The sequence below is a fragment of the Halorubrum sp. CBA1229 genome, from assembly GCF_003721435.2.
In the GTDB taxonomy this organism is placed as follows: domain Archaea; phylum Halobacteriota; class Halobacteria; order Halobacteriales; family Haloferacaceae; genus Halorubrum.
Genome location: NZ_CP054585.1, coordinates 1487130 through 1501799 on the forward strand (window position 1 = coordinate 1487130; position 14670 = coordinate 1501799).

The window sequence follows — 14670 nt, forward strand, 5'->3', positions numbered from 1 at the left end:
GGCCGTCGGCCGGCGTCGCTAGCGTCGGCGGCGTCGCCGGCGTCGTCGACTCGCCGGCCCTACCCCGGCATCGTCGAGAGCAGCACCGTGACCCCAACTAGCACGATCCCGAGCAGCATCGTGATCACGGCGTGGATCACGGTCATCCCGACCACGAGCCGCCGGGGCTGGTCGTAGCTCCACGCGAACATCGCGCCGTCGACGAGGAGCGCGGCCGGGACGAGCAGTGCCTCGGAGACGGCGAACGCACCGCCGACGACGCCGATCACCGCGGGGAGCGGCCCGACGTAGAGGGCGCGGCGCGGGTCGACGTCGCCGAGGACGTTCCGGGCGGCGAGGTGTGCGGTCACGGAGAGGAACAGCGCGAACAGGACCGTCGTCCCCAGCACCGTGATCGGCGTCACCGTCTGTAGGAGCATACCCGGGCTACGGGACGGCGGGTAAAAGTGATCGCGGGATCGGTCCGCGCGAGCGGTCCGAAACCGAGATACGTCGGCCCGGGAGGCGTCGCCCGCCTACGCGAGCAGCCCGAGGCCGTCCAGTTCCTCGACGATCACGTCGACGGCGGCCGCCGCGTCGTCCGGGCTCGTCCCGCCCGTGACGACGAGCTTCCCGCTGCCGAACAAAAGCGCCACCACGTCCGGCTCGTCGAGCCGGTAGACGAGCCCGGGGAACTGCTCCGGCTCGTACTCGATGTGTTCGAGCCCGAGCCCGATCGCGATCGCGTTGAGGTTGAGGCTCTCGCCGAGGTCGGCGGACGTGACGATGTTCTGGACCGTTACCTCGGGCTCGTCGATCGGGATGTCGAGCGCGCGGAGCTCGTCGAACACGATGGCGAGGCTCTCGTGGACGGCGTCGATCGAGTTCGCGCCCGTGCACACGATCTTTCCGGACCGGAAGATCAGCGCGGCCGATTTCGGGTCCGTGGTGCGGTAGACGAGCCCGGGGAACTGCTCGGGGTCGTAGTCGGCGCCCTCCAGATCCATCGCGACGCTCTGGAGATCGAGCTCTTGCCCGATCCCCGTGGAGGCAACGACGTTCTCTATTGTGATCGTCTCCTTCGGATCGGCCATTACTACTAACACGATCGGTTGAATCATTTAAAAAGGTGCGTGGTCGGAACCGCTATCCTCTTGCGAGCGGCCGCCCGACTCCGGGGCGTGTACTGGCTCGAACTCGCCGGGGAGACGGACGCGTTCGCCGCCCGCGAGGCCGCGACTGCGGCGACCGGCGTGGAGCTGCTCGCGCCCGGAATCGCGAGCGCCGGCAGCGTCGGACTCGGTCGTGACGGAGAGTCGGGACCCGACCGCGCCGCGGTCCGCCGACTCGCCTACACGCGCGCCGCCCACGAGGCGCTCGCCCGCACGGACGCCGACGTTGACGCCGCCGTCGCCGCGCTCGACGCCGCCCCGCTCGACCGCTCGGGCACGGTCGCGGTGCGGGCCCGCAACGTCCGGAACACCGCGGCCGTCTCGACGACCGACGCCGAGCGCGCCCTCGGGGGCGTCCTCGTCGACCGCGGCTTCGACGTCGACCTCGACGACCCCGACCACGTGCTGCGCGCGCTGTTCGCCGCGGGCGAGCGCGCCGCCCACGACGCCGTCCCCGGCGCCGACGGCGAGGACGCGTCGGTCTGCGCGCTCGGTTGGGTCGCCGCCGAGGCCGCCCGCGACTTCGCCCCGAAGCCGACCGACCGGCCATTCTTCCAGCCGGGGAGCATGGCTCCCGCCGACGCCCGCGCGTACGCCAACCTCGCGGGCGCCGCCCCGGGACGCACCCTGCTCGACCCGATGTGCGGCACCGGCGGGCTCCCCCTCGAGGCCGGGCTCGTCGGCGCTGACGTCGTCGCCTGCGACGCCCAGCGGAAGATGGTCCGCGGGACGCGGGAGAACCTCGGTGAGTACCTTGGCCGCGCTTCCGACGGGCCCGAGGCCCCCGAGAACGACGGGAGCGCCCCCGACTGGCACGTCGCCCGCGGCGACGCCACGGCGCTCCCGCTGCGCGACGACGCGGTCGACGGCGTCGCCTTCGACGCCCCGTACGGCCGCCAGTCGAAGATCGCCACCCACGAGCTCGCCGACCTCGTCTCGGGCGCGCTCGCCGAGGCCGCCCGGGTCGCGCCACGCACCGTCGTCGTCGCCGACCGCGACTGGCGCGGGCCGGCGCGCGAGGCGGGCTGGGCGGTCGACGCCGCCTTCGAGCGCCGGGTCCACCGGTCGCTCACCCGACACGTGCTGGTGCTCGACCGCGAGTGAGCGCGTCCGACCCCGACCTGTGACCGCCGCGATAACGCCGCGTTCGCACCGTCCCGAGAGTGAACGACCGGTCGGTGATACTCGGCATCTGAGCGTCGCAACCGACAAGTTTCAGTTTCACCGCCCTTGCGGGCAACGGTTAAGTGGACGGCCTGTCGTGATGTGTGCATGACCGGGGACGCCGGCGACGACATGCTCTCGTGGGACGAGTCGGTGTTCCGCGACGAGTCGGTGTTCGAGATCGACCACGTCCCCGAGACGTTCCGCCACCGCGAGAGCCAACTGGAGAGCTTGAAGTACGCGCTCCGGCCCGCGGTGCGGGGTTCACGCCCGCTCAACACGATGGTGCGCGGCCCGCCCGGGACCGGGAAGACCACCGCGGTCCAGAAGCTGTTCGCCGAACTCGGCGCCCGCACCGACGTCCGGACGGTCCGGGTCAACTGCCAGGTGGACTCGACGCGGTACGCCGTCTTCTCGCGGCTGTTCGAGGGTATCTTCGACTACGAGCCGCCCTCCTCCGGGATCTCCTTCAAGAAGCTGTTCGGCCAGATCACCGACCGGCTCGTCGAGGAGGACGACGTGCTCGTCGTCGCCTTAGACGACGTGAACTACCTCTTCTACGAGAACGAGGCGTCCGACACCCTCTACTCGCTGTTGCGCGCCCACGAGGCGCACTCGGGGGCGAAGATCGGCGTCATCGTCGTCTCCTCCGACTTGGGGCTCGACGTGATCGACGACCTCGACACCCGCGTGCAGTCGGTGTTCCGCCCGGAGGAGGTGTACTTCCCCGTCTACGACGCCACCGAGATCTACGACATCCTCTTCGAGCGCGCGAAGCGCGGGTTCCACGACGGCGTTATCGGCGATACCGAGTTGGAGCGCGTCGCCGACCTCACCGCCGAGAGCGGTGACCTCCGGGTCGGGATCGACCTGCTCCGCCGTGCCGGGCTCAACGCCGAGATGCGCGCCTCCAAGACGATCGCGGAGGAGGACGTGGAGTCGGCGTACGAGAAGTCCAAGCACGTCCACCTCTCGCGGTCGCTCCGCGGGCTCTCCGACTCCGAGCGCGCCCTCGTCCGCGTGCTCGCCGAGAACGACGGCGAGCGCGCCGGGACGGTGTACGAGGCGTTCCACGACGAGACCGACCTCGGCTACACCCGCTACTCCGAGATCATCAACAAGCTCGACCAGCTCGGCGTGATCGAGGCCGAGTACGCCGAGGTGGAGGGGCGCGGCCGCTCCCGCGAGCTCTCCTTGGCCTACGACGCGGAGGCGGTGCTGGACCGGCTTGAGTGAGCGCCCGCGGTCGGCCGATCGCCGCGGTCGGCCGGCCCGCCGCCGACGCCTTTTCAGTCTCCCCCGCCGAGTCGGGGGTATGAAGACGAGCGGCGGCAGCGACGCGGCGAAGCGACGCGCCGGCGAGTCGGCGGCGGCGGCGGTCGACGACGGCGACGTCGTCGGGCTCGGGACGGGCTCGACCGCGGCGCACGCGATCCGGCGGCTGGGCGAGCGGGTCGACGCCGGGCTGGAGATACGCGGCGTCCCGACCTCGTTCGCGAGCCGCGAGCTCGCCGCCGACCGCGGGATCCCCCTGCTCGACCTCGACGAGGCGGTGGGGCCCGACGCGCCGGGGATCGACGTCGCGATCGACGGCGCGGACCAGGTCGCGGTCGCCGACGGCGTCGAGCCGACCGCGGGCGCTCTTATAAAGGGCGGCGGCGCAGCGCACGCCCGCGAGAAACTGGTCGACGCCGCGGCCGACCGCTTCCTCGTCGTCGCCGACCCCTCGAAGGAGGCCCCCGTCCTCGACCGGTCCGTCCCCGTCGAGGCCTTGCCGGCCGGTCGGTCGGTCGTCGCCGAGGCGGTGCGCGGGGCCGGCGGCGAGCCGACGCTCCGCCGCGCGGAGCGGAAGGACGGGCCGGTCGTCACCGACAACGGGAACCTCGTGCTCGACTGCGCGTTCGGCGCGATCGCGGACCCGTCGGGGCTCGCCGCGACCCTCTCGGCGACGCCGGGCGTCGTCGAGCACGGCCTCTTCGTCGACCTCGCCGACGAGGTCCACGTCGGCACGGAGTCGGGGGTCCGGGTGCTTACGCGCTGAGTCGGGGCTAGACGGTCTCTCACGACGGATACGGTCGACGGTACGGTCGACGCGCCGCTCGACGGACGGCGGTCGTCAAAAAATCGGATCGAAGGTCGCGTCCGCCTTAGAGGTCGCGCGGCTGGACCGTCTTCCGGTCGTTAGCCTCGGCGCGGCGCGCGGCGTCTTCGAGCAGCTCGTCCACTTCGTCGTCCAGCGCGTCGTAGAAGTCCGAAGCGACGTTCTTGTCGTCCAGGGCTTCCTTGACGGCCGCTTTGACAATAAGGTCTGCCATGCGATCGGTGGTATCCGTCGACAGTTAATAAGAGTTCCTGAATTCGCCCGCGAGGGGCTCCCTGCGGCCCGTTCGCGCGGGGTTGCCGAAACGCTCCCTTATAAACTTTGTGAGAACGGTCGGCGAGTTGGAACGATCTCGACGGGATCGCCCCGGAATCTCCCCGGGATCGACCCGGAGTCGCCCCGGAAGCGCTCCGCTTTCTCCCCTCCGCCGGGCTCGACCGCCCGCGGCGGGCCCGCTCGGCCACCGCGGACCGATAGGTTCGACCCCTTCCGACTCCGACGGGGACGCATGCGCGACACGCTCGAGGCGCTCGACGCCGGGGAGATCGGCGTCGCGGAGGCGGAATCGCGACTCGCGGGCTACGCGACGACGGCGGCCGGCCGGTTCGACGCCGCCCGCGAAGGCCGGCGGGGGATCCCAGAGGCGGTCCTCGCGGAGGGGAAGACGCCCGCCGAGGTCGCGGCGCTGGCGACGACCGCGGTCGAGACGACCGGCCGCGCGCTCGTCACCCGGGCCGACGCCGAGGACGCGGCCGCGATCCGGACGGCGATGGCGGACCTCGACCTCGACACCGCGGCGTCGCTCGACCCGACCGTCGACCGCGACGAGCGGGCCGGAACGGTCGTCGTCCACGCCGCCGACTTCGACCCCCCCGAGCTCGACGCGACGGTCGCGGTCGTCGCGGCCGGCACCGCGGACGCGGCGGTCGCGGGCGAGGCGGCGGTCGTCGCCGGCGAGATCGGGGCGGCGATCGACCGCGTCGACGACGTCGGCGTCGCGAACCTCGACCGGATCTTGGACCAGCGCGACCGGATCCGCGAGGCCGACGTCGTCGTGGTCGCGGCGGGCCGCGAGGGGGCGCTCCCGACGGTCGTCGCGGGGCTCGTCCCGGCGCCGGTGATCGCGCTCCCGGTGTCGACGGGGTACGGCGCCGGCGGCGAGGGTGTCGCCGCGCTCCACGGCGCGCTCCAGTCCTGCTCGGCGCTCACGACCGTGAACGTCGACGCCGGCTTCGTCGCCGGCGCGCAGGCGGGCCTTATCGCCCGCGCGATCGACGCGGCGCGGCGCGACTGACCGGCGCGGCGCGACTGTCCGGCGGGTTCGACGTGGTCAGACACCCTCCCTATGACGGGGGTTTATACGCGGTTTTCCGGAAGCTGGGTGGGGTGAGAAAGGGTATTTGTTCGTCGAACCCCTACGATCGTCCGCCGGTGAACACCGGTATCGAATGCCACGTTGTGACCACTGCGGGTCGCACGTCTCGGACCGTTTCGCACGCGTCTTCACGGACGAGTACGGCGACCTGAACGCCTGTCCGGACTGTTCCGCGAACGCCGGGATCGCCGAGGTCTCCCGGGAGCGCGCTCGAACCGGAGACTGACCGGGGCGATCCCGCCGCGAGGCCGGGCCGGGACCGGCACCTATTCGTCGCGACCCCACCGATCCGGTCACGTGTCGACGCCCAGCGAGGACTCTGGTCACCACGTGTACGTGATCGAGTGCGCGGACGGGACGCTGTACACCGGCTACACCACCGACGTCGAGCGGCGCGTCGCCGAGCACGACGCCGGCGAGGGCGCGAAGTACACCCGCGGGCGGACGCCGGTGACGCTCCGGCACGTCGAGTCGTTCGACTCGCGGTCGGCGGCGATGTCGCGCGAGCACGCGATCAAGTCGCTCACCCGCGCGGAGAAGGAGGCGCTGATCGAGGGCGACGGCGACTGAGTCGGCGAGGCCGCCGTCCCCGCTACTCGACCAACCGCTCGATCTCGGTGACGAGGATGCCGCTCGCGCCGACCTCCTTCAGCTCCGAGATGGTCGCGAACACGTCGCGCTCCTCGACGACGGCGTGGACCGCCACCATGCCGTTGCCGTTCTCGTCGGCCTCGACGTCCATCACCGTCGGGCCGCCGAGTCCGGGGATCACGTCTTTCACCGCGTCGAGCCGGTCTTTCGGCGCGTTCATCATCAGGTAGCGCCGGCCGTCGGCCGCGAGCACGGACTCGAAGGCGGTCAGCACCTGCTCGACCTTCGGGTCGGCGACCACGTCCGGGCGCGCGAACAGCCGCACCGAGGAGGCGAGCACGTCGTCGATCACGGCCAAGCGATTCACCTTCAGGGTGGTCCCCGTCGAGGTGATGTCCACGATGGCGTCGGCCATGTCGACGTGGGGGGTGAGCTCCGTCGCGCCCGTCACGGTGACCACGTCGGCGTCGACGCCGACTCGGTCGAGGTAGTCGCGGGTGACCGCCGGGAACTCGGTAGCGATCGTTCCGCCGACCAGATCCGCGACGGTCGAGACGTCGCCGTCCTCCGGCGCCGCGAGGACGAGCTTGCAGGAGCCGTACCCCAGGTCGAACAGGTCGACGAGGTCGTCGTCGGCCGCGGACGCGGCGTCGTCCGCCACGCCGCCGGACTCCGCGGCCTGGTCGAGCCCCGTGATCCCGAGGTCGGCCGCCCCGTCGCGGACGTACTCGGGGATGTCGGCCGCGCGCGCGAACAGCACGGTCACGTCGGGGTCGACGGTGTCGGCGTACAGCTGGCGGTCGGCGGTCTCCTCGACGTGGAGCCCCGCGCGTTCCAAAAGCGAGAGCGTCGGGTCGTGCAGGCGGCCCTTGTTGGGGACGGCGATGCGCATACGGCAAGCGTCGCGGGGGGAGGGGGAAACGTTTTCGTCCGATGGCTCGGTCGCTGCGAACCCGGTACCGACGGTGGATCCGGGTACCGGACGAACCGCGTGCGAGTCAGCGCGATAATATACGCTATCTTATATACTTATAAAACATTATGAATATGGCATGAGTACAAAACCCACCGACGCGAGACGCCGAACCGGAGGCCGTACCGACGGGCTCGGACCGACGAGACGGGCGGTTCTCGCCGCCGGCGGGGTAGTCGCGCTCGGCGGGCTCGCGGGGTGTTCCGGCCTCGACGGACTGGTGGACCGCGCCGGCGAGCAGGTGCTCGGGACGACGGTCTCCACGCCGGCGGCGTTTTACGCCGGGCGGCCGCTGTCGGACGACTCGGCGGGCGACGGCGGCGACGACGGAAGCAGCGGCCAGACGCAGGTCCTCCGCACCGGCTCGGTCGGGGTCACGTACGTGCCGGCGACGGCTCGGGCCGACTCCCGGGAAATCGAGCTCGAAGGATTTTCGGTCAGCGGGGCGACGAAAGCCCAGGACTACAACGCCACGCGGTCGAATAAACCAACCAGCGAGTGGTGGGGCGGCCCGGACGACGACATCGTCGACGACGACGATGACGCGGACGGTATTCTGGAGGTCGAACTCGGGCTGCTGGGTCACGTCGTGACCGCACGGGACGCCGTGGAGCGACGCGCCCCGGACGAAGCGAAACGCGCCCTCGACGGGTTCATCGACGACACCGAGACCGCCCTCAGACCGAAACTCGACAAGTGCGGGACCGGCGTCTGTGAGACCGTCCGTGAGAACTCCGAGATCCGAGAGCAGGGAATTCGGAACGCACGCCGGGCCGTCGACAACGTGGACTGGATCGTGGCGGTGCGAGAGCTCGCGGGCGTCGAGGAGATCGTCCTCGGCGACATCGAGCGGCTCGACGACGTACTCGTCGAACGCCGCCCCGGGCGACCGCGGTTCATCGACATCATCGAGTACATGCGAAACGAGCCGACGATCGGCGAGCGCTTCGCCGTCTGCCTGCCCGACGCCAGTCTGCCGGGCGATCTCGGCTCGCTCGCCGAGGAACTCACGCCGGGACGCGTGCTCAGCTACTTCGCCGCGTCGCACGAGGAGGACGGACGACACACGCCGTTCCACAATAAATACCGTCCGCAGTTTGCGGTCGAGTACGACGACGACGGCTGTATCCAGATCGACGGCCCCGTGTCGCTCCACCGCGACCTCGCCTGTCAGACGATTCTCTCGGCCGAACTCGACACGTACCGCACCGAGAATCGGGGTATCGTCGGCTACAGCACCGAGGGCGGCGCCGTCGTGAGCGGCGCGCCGGCGTCGGCCGACGCCGACGGGAAGTGCGTCTTCGTCGCGGCCGACGGCACCCTCCGCGAGCCCGAGACGCTCGACTCGTGGGGCGAGATCATCTTGGGCGAGGACAGGGATATGGTGATGCCGGACGACAACGTCGAACACGATAACGGCGGATCAGGCTCGCAGACGCTGGTCTGTCCCGTGGCCGTGACGCCGGCAGACTGCCCGTGTCCGCTGCCCGGGCTGTTCTACGTCCGGCGGATCGTCCGCGACGATCAGATCGTCTTCGCCGGCGGGTGGATCCTCGATGAGGGCGCGCTGTACGAGGATTCGGTGACGCTCCTGTTCGACGAGGGACCGACCGAGATCGCGAGCGTAACCCCCGACGACATCGCGAGCGACGACTTCGACGACCGCATCGTCGAGGGGTTCTCCCGCGACCGGAGCCGATACGGCTCGGCGATCGGTAGCGCTCGGGTACAGGGAACCGAAATGAACAAGGCGGAACTGATCGAGGCGATGGCGTCGCACGCGCTGACACAGACCGATAAGGGGCGGAAGGGACTCAACGCCGTGAACGTCAAGGTACTCGGCAGACAGGGAGACGATGACGGCGACGAGGGGCCGACCTACGCGAGCGCGACCGCCGTAGACGCCCCGCTCGTCCATCTGGCCGGAGCCGGAGAGCTATCGGTGGAAGAGAAACTCGCATCAACGGGCAGGATCGAGACGGGAGTGATAAACTCGGGCGAGGAAGTCGATATCTTGGGTATGGGTGACGAGAAACTGAGCCTCATTCGCAAATAGCACGCGAGGAAGCCCCGACGACGGCGAGAATCGAGCCCATGCGAGTGCAACCACCGTAGACGCCCCGCTCGTCCATCTGGCCGGAGCCCGAGAGCGATCGCCGAACGAGGATATCGGGTTGTTGTCGCGAGGGATCGATAAGAAAGAGATTCGCAGAGGGATGTGACCGCTCGCACGGGACCGCGCCGCCGTCGATCCCCGCGCCGCTCAAGTGCCTCCGCCGCCAACGACCGGTATCGTGAGCGACGCCGACTCCCCCCTCTCGGAGGACCGCCCGACCGTCGACCGCCCCCTCCGCGTCGACGCCCCGTTCGAGCCCGCGGGCGACCAGCCGGCGGCGATCGAGGAGCTCGTCGAGGGGTTCGAGTCGGGCGCCGACAAGCAGACGCTGCTCGGCGTCACCGGCTCCGGGAAGACGAACACCGTCTCGTGGGTCGCCGAGGAGCTCGATCAGCCGACCCTCGTGTTAGCGCACAACAAGACGCTCGCGGCCCAGCTGTACGAGGAGTTCCGCGAGCTGTTCCCGGACAACGCCGTCGAGTACTTCGTCTCCTACTACGACTACTACCAGCCCGAGGCGTACGTCGAGCAGACGGACACGTTCATCGACAAGGAGATGTCGATAAACGAGGAGATCGACCGCCTCCGCCACTCCGCGACGCGCTCGCTGCTCACCCGCGACGACGTGATCGTGGTCGCCTCGGTCTCGGCCATCTACGGGCTCGGCGATCCGCAGAACTACCGCGACATGGCGCTCCGTCTGGAGGTCGGCGAGGAGGTGGGGCGCGAGGAGCTGCTCGCCCGCCTCGTCGACCTGAACTACGAGCGCAACGACGTGGACTTCACGCAGGGGACGTTCAGGGTGCGGGGCGACACCGTCGAGATATACCCGATGTACGGGCGGTACGCGGTGCGTGTCGAGCTGTGGGGCGACGAGATCGACCGCATGATCAAGGTCGACCCGATGAAAGGCGAGGTCGTGAGCGAGGAGCCGGCCGTCATGCTCCACCCCGCCGAGCACTACTCGATCCCCGACGACAAGCTGGAGCAGGCGATCGCGGAGATCGAGGAGCTGATGGAGAAACGGGTCAGCTACTTCGAGCGGCAGGGCGATCTGGTCGCCGCCCAGCGCATCGAGGAGCGCACCACGTTCGACGTCGAGATGCTCCGGGAGGCGGGCTACTGCTCCGGGATCGAGAACTACTCGGTCCACATGGACGACCGCGAGTCGGGCGACGCCCCCTACACCCTACTCGACTACTTTCCGGACGACTTCCTCACCGTCGTCGACGAGTCCCACCAGACGATCCCCCAGATCAAAGGGCAGTACGAGGGGGACAAGTCGCGGAAGGACTCGCTCGTCGAGAACGGGTTCCGGCTCCCGACCGCCTACGACAACCGCCCGCTCACCTTCGAGGAATTCGAGGAGAAGACGGACCGCACGCTGTACGTCTCCGCGACGCCCGGCGACTACGAGCGCGAGACTTCCGACCGCATCGTCGAGCAGATCGTCCGGCCGACCCACCTCGTCGACCCCAAAGTGGAGGTGACGGAGGCGACGGGGCAGGTCGAGGATCTCCTCGATCGGGTCGACGAGCGGATCGAGCGCGACGAGCGGGTTCTCGTCACCACCCTCACTAAGCGGATGGCCGAGGACCTCACGGAGTACTTCGAGGAGGCCGGGATCGACGTGGCGTACATGCACGACGAGACGGACACCCTCGAGCGCCACGAGATCATCCGCGACCTCAGATTAGGCAACATCGACGTGCTCGTCGGGATCAACCTGCTCCGCGAGGGGCTCGACATCCCTGAGGTGAGCCTCGTCGCCATCCTCGACGCCGACCAGGAGGGGTTCCTCCGCTCGACGACGACCCTCGTCCAGACGATGGGGCGCGCCGCTCGGAACGTCAACGGCGAGGTCGTCCTCTACGCCGACCGGGTGACCGACTCGATGGAAGAGGCCATCGAGGAGACCCAGCGGCGCCGCGAGATCCAGCTGGAGTACAACGAGGAACACGGCTACGAGGCGACGACCATCGACAAGCCGGTCGGCGAGACGAACCTCCCGGGATCGAAGACGGACACCTCGTCGGTCAGCGTCGGCGACGTGGAGAGCAAAGACGAGGCCGAAGCGCAGATCGAGGCGCTCGAAGACCGGATGGACGAGGCCGCGAGCAACCTGGAGTTCGAGCTGGCGGCGGACATCCGCGACCGGATCGCCGAGCTCCGCCGCGCCTTCGAGCTGGATACCGACGACGGCGGCGTGCCCGCGCCCATGATCGACGAGTAGCGGTCGCTCCCGCTCTCTCCGACCGTCTCGTTCCGATCTCTCGACCGTCCCGTTCCGATCCCTCGACCGTCCCGTTCCGATCCCTCGGCCGTCTCCGCTCAGCCCTCGCGCGCTCCCCCGAGCCGGCTCCGATTCTCACTCGCCGAGACGCGCGACGATGGGGTTTTCACTCCGACCGTCGGAGCCCGTCGCATGCACCGCCGCGCGGTCGTCGTCGGCGCCCTCGCCGTCGCCACCGCGGGCTGCGTCGACCGCCTCCACGACCTCGCGGCGTCGACGCCGCGGGACCTCGCGGTCCGGAGCCGCTACGTCGACGGCAACCCCCTCGTCGACGGGCAGAGCGTCCTCGACCGCCCGGCGGAGATCGTCACCCACGCCGCCTCCTTCCGGTCGAGCGCGGCGGCGATGGGCGCTCTCCGTCCCGACGCCGCGGAGACGCGGGCGTTCGTCGACGCGACCGCGTTCGTCGACGACGGCGGGGAGGCCGTGCTGCTCGTCGCCCAGCGGCTCACCGCCCCCGAGGTCGAACTCCGTCTCGGCGCGATCAGCCGCACCGGCGACGGCTCGCTCCGGATCGCGGTCGACCGGACCGGCGTCCGGGGCGACGTCGAAACCGACGACCCGGTCGTGAAGACGCTCCTGATCCGGCTGACGGACGAGCAGGGACCGCCGGAACGGGTCGTCGTCTCGATCGACGGCGACCGCGCCGGCGTGACCGTGTAGGTTCACGCTCGCGATCCCGCCTCGGTCCCGCGATCGTTTTGTGTCTCGGCGACCTCCCCGCCGATATGACAGCGCTCCGCCGACGCCTCCTCGGACTCGCTCTCCTCGCGCTCGCCGCCGTCGCGTTCGCTGGCGCGGCCGCCGTCGCGCCCGTGATCGTCCCGGGAACTGGGACCGCCTCCGGCGGCCCCGACCTCGTCGTGCCGTCTCCGGTCTCGCTGCTGGCCGCGCCCGCGCTCCTCGCGGTCGGATCGGTACTGCTGGTCTCCGGCGTCGCCGCGCTCGCCGCCGTCGACCTCTCTGCGCGCGCGGCGCTCTTCGCTCCCGCGCTCGGCGCTGTCGGCGCGCTGGCGCTCGGGGCGGGGATCGGCACTGACGTCGGGGCCCCCCTCGCTGCGTTCGCCGCGTCGGAGGCGCTCGCGACGCTGCGCACCGGTCCGCCCGCCGCGGTCGCGGCCGGCGCCGTCGTCGGGGGCGCGGTGGCGCCCGTCGTGCGCGCGTCGACCACGGAGGACACGGTCGCGCTGCTCGTCGCCGCGGTCCTGCTGCTCGCCTCGGTCGTCGCCGTCCCCGACTCGGTGGTCACGCTCGTCGCCGGGGGCGTCGCCGGCGTCCTCACGGTCGGCGCGCTCTGGGCGGTCGATCCGGTGAACTGGCGCCCCTGACCGGCCGGGGTCGGTCCCGACCGACCCCGTCCCTAGTTCCCCGGGCGCTCGCTCTCGGCCTCCAGCTCGATGTCCCGTTTGGCCTCGCGGGTCTCCGCCTCCTGTCGGGCGAGGTCGGCGTTGTCCGAATCTCACGTCTCGTGGGCTCTCGATCGCGTCCGGCTCCGGGCTTGTGCTTCTCGCCGAACTGCTCGGCGGAGTCATCGCGATTGGACGAGCGTGGGTGTTTGACGCTGCCATTTGGGCACTGTAGCGACCACCCGTAACCGGAGATTACCGCTCAGTCCCCGTCTCGGTACCGTCCACTCGCGGATCGGAGGAACGCTCCGGCCCCCTAGTATGAAAGTGAAGTTGTTATACTACAACTTTGTTAGTAATACTTATCACAGTGGAGTCTGTGTGGTCCGATACGGTTCACACGGCTACACTCACGTTACGCTGTAAGACCGTCTCCCGAGCGACACGACTGCGGTCGGACCCACCAGACTGATGCTAGACAGCGGCAGAGGCAATCCAACGCAATCGGTCATGTTTGAGATGACCAACGATGAGTGAAAGCGAAAACGCAAACACGAACGCGAGTACAGGCGCAGATATAGAGACGGACATCTTCTCGGAGAGAACACAGCTGAAGCCCTACGAGTACGGCGAATTCCTCGACTACGTCGAGGCGATCCGGAACAGCTACTGGGTACACACGGAGTTTAATTTCGACGGAGATGTCCAAGACTTCAAGGTCAACACGACTCCTGCTGAGCAGACCGTTATCAAGCGGACGATGCTGGCTATCGCACAGATAGAGGTGCAAGTGAAGACGTTTTGGTCGGATATCTACGAGGAGATGCCCAAAGCCGAGGTCGGGAACGTGGGTATGACCTTCGCGGAAAGCGAGGTGCGACACATGGACGCCTACAGTCACCTACTTGACGTCTTGGGAATCACGGACGATTTTGAGCAGGTAACTGAGGAGCCAGCGATCAAAGCGCGGATCGAGTATCTCGATGAGTATCTGGAGAAGAGCGAGAGCGACGACGAACGGGAGTACGTGATGAGCATCCTGCTGTTCAGTACGTTCGTCGAACACGTCTCGCTGTTCAGCCAGTTCCTCATAATGACGAGCTTCGACAAGCACGAAAAGAAGTTCAAGGGGATAGCGAACGCCGTCGAAGCAACCAGCAAAGAGGAGCAGATTCACGGTCTGTTCGGGGTCGAGCTGGTGGAGACGATCAGAGAGGAGAATCCGGATCTCTTCGACGATGATTTCGAGGAGGACGTCCAAGAAGCCTGTCAGCAGGCCTACGAGGCAGAGCTGGAGATTCTGGATTGGATATTCGATGACGGCGAGCTGGAGTTCCTTCCGAGGGCGCACGTCGACGCGTTTCTGCGAGACCGGTTCAATCAGAGCCTGGAAAACGTCGGCGTGGAACCGATATTCGAGACTGACGATGACCTGCTTGAAGAGACGCGCTGGTTCGACGAGGACATTATGATGACGAAGGATAACGACTTCTTCAGCAAGCGGTCGACCACGTACAACAAACACACGCAGAGCGTTACCGCTGAGGACATGTTCTAATA

General features: G+C 68.9%; 15 protein-coding genes. 11 read left to right on the forward strand and 4 right to left on the reverse strand.

Features of this window, described 5'->3' with window-relative positions; genetic code table 11:
* Window positions 1–59: 59 nt before the first annotated feature.
* Together Hrr1229_RS07425 and Hrr1229_RS07430 are read right to left on the reverse strand one after the other, a co-directional pair.
* The gene (locus tag Hrr1229_RS07425; protein WP_123113489.1) at window positions 60–419 is read right to left on the reverse strand and encodes a hypothetical protein; all 360 of its coding nucleotides are present in this window, start codon (window positions 417–419) and stop codon (window positions 60–62) included.
* A 96-nt stretch (window positions 420–515) separates the two neighbouring features.
* Complete coding sequence (locus Hrr1229_RS07430) at window positions 516–1073, reverse strand: TATA-box-binding protein (protein WP_123113488.1); 558 nt, start codon at window positions 1071–1073, stop codon at window positions 516–518.
* A gap of 87 nt (window positions 1074–1160) precedes the next feature.
* Between Hrr1229_RS07430 and Hrr1229_RS07435 the strand changes: the two genes are divergently transcribed.
* From Hrr1229_RS07435 to rpiA, 3 genes are all read left to right on the forward strand, one after another.
* Entirely contained in the window at window positions 1161–2255 is a 1095-nt protein-coding gene (locus Hrr1229_RS07435) for a THUMP domain-containing protein (RefSeq protein WP_123113487.1), read from the forward strand.
* 168 nt (window positions 2256–2423) lie between these two features.
* Window positions 2424–3551 (forward strand): ORC1-type DNA replication protein, encoded by a 1128-nt coding sequence (locus tag Hrr1229_RS07440; RefSeq protein WP_123113486.1) that lies wholly within the window; start codon window positions 2424–2426, stop codon window positions 3549–3551.
* Between the two features lie 79 nt (window positions 3552–3630).
* Complete coding sequence (gene rpiA / locus Hrr1229_RS07445) at window positions 3631–4356, forward strand: ribose-5-phosphate isomerase RpiA (RefSeq protein WP_123113485.1); 726 nt, start codon at window positions 3631–3633, stop codon at window positions 4354–4356.
* Between the two features lie 106 nt (window positions 4357–4462).
* Here rpiA and Hrr1229_RS07450 read toward each other — a convergent pair whose 3' ends face one another.
* Complete coding sequence (locus Hrr1229_RS07450) at window positions 4463–4630, reverse strand: DUF1931 family protein (RefSeq protein WP_004047560.1); 168 nt, start codon at window positions 4628–4630, stop codon at window positions 4463–4465.
* Between the two features lie 294 nt (window positions 4631–4924).
* Between Hrr1229_RS07450 and larB the strand changes: the two genes are divergently transcribed.
* The 3 genes from larB to Hrr1229_RS07465 all read left to right on the forward strand — a co-directional run bounded on the left by larB (window position 4925) and on the right by Hrr1229_RS07465 (window position 6361).
* Entirely contained in the window at window positions 4925–5710 is a 786-nt protein-coding gene (larB, locus tag Hrr1229_RS07455) for a nickel pincer cofactor biosynthesis protein LarB (protein WP_123113484.1), read from the forward strand.
* Window positions 5711–5864: 154 nt separating this feature from the next.
* Window positions 5865–6017, forward strand: coding sequence for a hypothetical protein (locus Hrr1229_RS07460; protein WP_176329378.1), 153 nt, complete (start codon window positions 5865–5867; stop codon window positions 6015–6017).
* 71 nt (window positions 6018–6088) lie between these two features.
* Entirely contained in the window at window positions 6089–6361 is a 273-nt protein-coding gene (locus Hrr1229_RS07465; protein WP_123113483.1) for a GIY-YIG nuclease family protein, read from the forward strand.
* Between the two features lie 22 nt (window positions 6362–6383).
* On the opposite strand, the gene hisG is transcribed toward Hrr1229_RS07465, so the two are convergent.
* Entirely contained in the window at window positions 6384–7274 is an 891-nt protein-coding gene (gene hisG, locus Hrr1229_RS07470) for an ATP phosphoribosyltransferase (RefSeq protein ID WP_123113482.1), read from the reverse strand.
* Window positions 7275–7434: 160 nt separating this feature from the next.
* On the opposite strand from hisG, the gene Hrr1229_RS07475 reads away from it, so the two are divergent.
* The 5 genes from Hrr1229_RS07475 to Hrr1229_RS07495 all read left to right on the forward strand — a co-directional run bounded on the left by Hrr1229_RS07475 (window position 7435) and on the right by Hrr1229_RS07495 (window position 14668).
* Entirely contained in the window at window positions 7435–9411 is a 1977-nt protein-coding gene (locus Hrr1229_RS07475) for a hypothetical protein (RefSeq protein WP_217920704.1), read from the forward strand.
* Window positions 9412–9649: 238 nt separating this feature from the next.
* The gene (gene uvrB, locus Hrr1229_RS07480; protein WP_123113481.1) at window positions 9650–11704 is read left to right on the forward strand and encodes an excinuclease ABC subunit UvrB; all 2055 of its coding nucleotides are present in this window, start codon (window positions 9650–9652) and stop codon (window positions 11702–11704) included.
* A 192-nt stretch (window positions 11705–11896) separates the two neighbouring features.
* The gene (locus tag Hrr1229_RS07485; RefSeq protein WP_123113480.1) at window positions 11897–12427 is read left to right on the forward strand and encodes a hypothetical protein; all 531 of its coding nucleotides are present in this window, start codon (window positions 11897–11899) and stop codon (window positions 12425–12427) included.
* A 65-nt stretch (window positions 12428–12492) separates the two neighbouring features.
* Window positions 12493–13092 (forward strand): hypothetical protein, encoded by a 600-nt coding sequence (locus Hrr1229_RS07490; protein ID WP_123113479.1) that lies wholly within the window; start codon window positions 12493–12495, stop codon window positions 13090–13092.
* A 547-nt stretch (window positions 13093–13639) separates the two neighbouring features.
* The gene (locus tag Hrr1229_RS07495) at window positions 13640–14668 is read left to right on the forward strand and encodes a ribonucleotide-diphosphate reductase subunit beta (RefSeq protein WP_123113478.1); all 1029 of its coding nucleotides are present in this window, start codon (window positions 13640–13642) and stop codon (window positions 14666–14668) included.
* The last annotated feature ends 2 nt before the right edge of the window (window positions 14669–14670 follow it).

Coding starts and splice junctions, on each gene's coding strand:
- Hrr1229_RS07425 (WP_123113489.1), bottom strand. CDS start 419: ATGCTCCTACAGACGGTGACGCCGATCACGGTGCTGGGGACGACGGTC.
- Hrr1229_RS07430 (WP_123113488.1), bottom strand. CDS start 1,073: ATGGCCGATCCGAAGGAGACGATCACAATAGAGAACGTCGTTGCCTCC.
- Hrr1229_RS07440 (WP_123113486.1), top strand. CDS start 2,424: ATGACCGGGGACGCCGGCGACGACATGCTCTCGTGGGACGAGTCGGTG.
- rpiA (WP_123113485.1), top strand. CDS start 3,631: ATGAAGACGAGCGGCGGCAGCGACGCGGCGAAGCGACGCGCCGGCGAG.
- Hrr1229_RS07450 (WP_004047560.1), bottom strand. CDS start 4,630: ATGGCAGACCTTATTGTCAAAGCGGCCGTCAAGGAAGCCCTGGACGAC.
- larB (WP_123113484.1), top strand. CDS start 4,925: ATGCGCGACACGCTCGAGGCGCTCGACGCCGGGGAGATCGGCGTCGCG.
- Hrr1229_RS07460 (WP_176329378.1), top strand. CDS start 5,865: ATGCCACGTTGTGACCACTGCGGGTCGCACGTCTCGGACCGTTTCGCA.
- hisG (WP_123113482.1), bottom strand. CDS start 7,274: ATGCGCATCGCCGTCCCCAACAAGGGCCGCCTGCACGACCCGACGCTC.
- Hrr1229_RS07475 (WP_217920704.1), top strand. CDS start 7,435: ATGAGTACAAAACCCACCGACGCGAGACGCCGAACCGGAGGCCGTACC.
- Hrr1229_RS07485 (WP_123113480.1), top strand. CDS start 11,897: ATGCACCGCCGCGCGGTCGTCGTCGGCGCCCTCGCCGTCGCCACCGCG.
- Hrr1229_RS07490 (WP_123113479.1), top strand. CDS start 12,493: ATGACAGCGCTCCGCCGACGCCTCCTCGGACTCGCTCTCCTCGCGCTC.
- Hrr1229_RS07495 (WP_123113478.1), top strand. CDS start 13,640: ATGAGTGAAAGCGAAAACGCAAACACGAACGCGAGTACAGGCGCAGAT.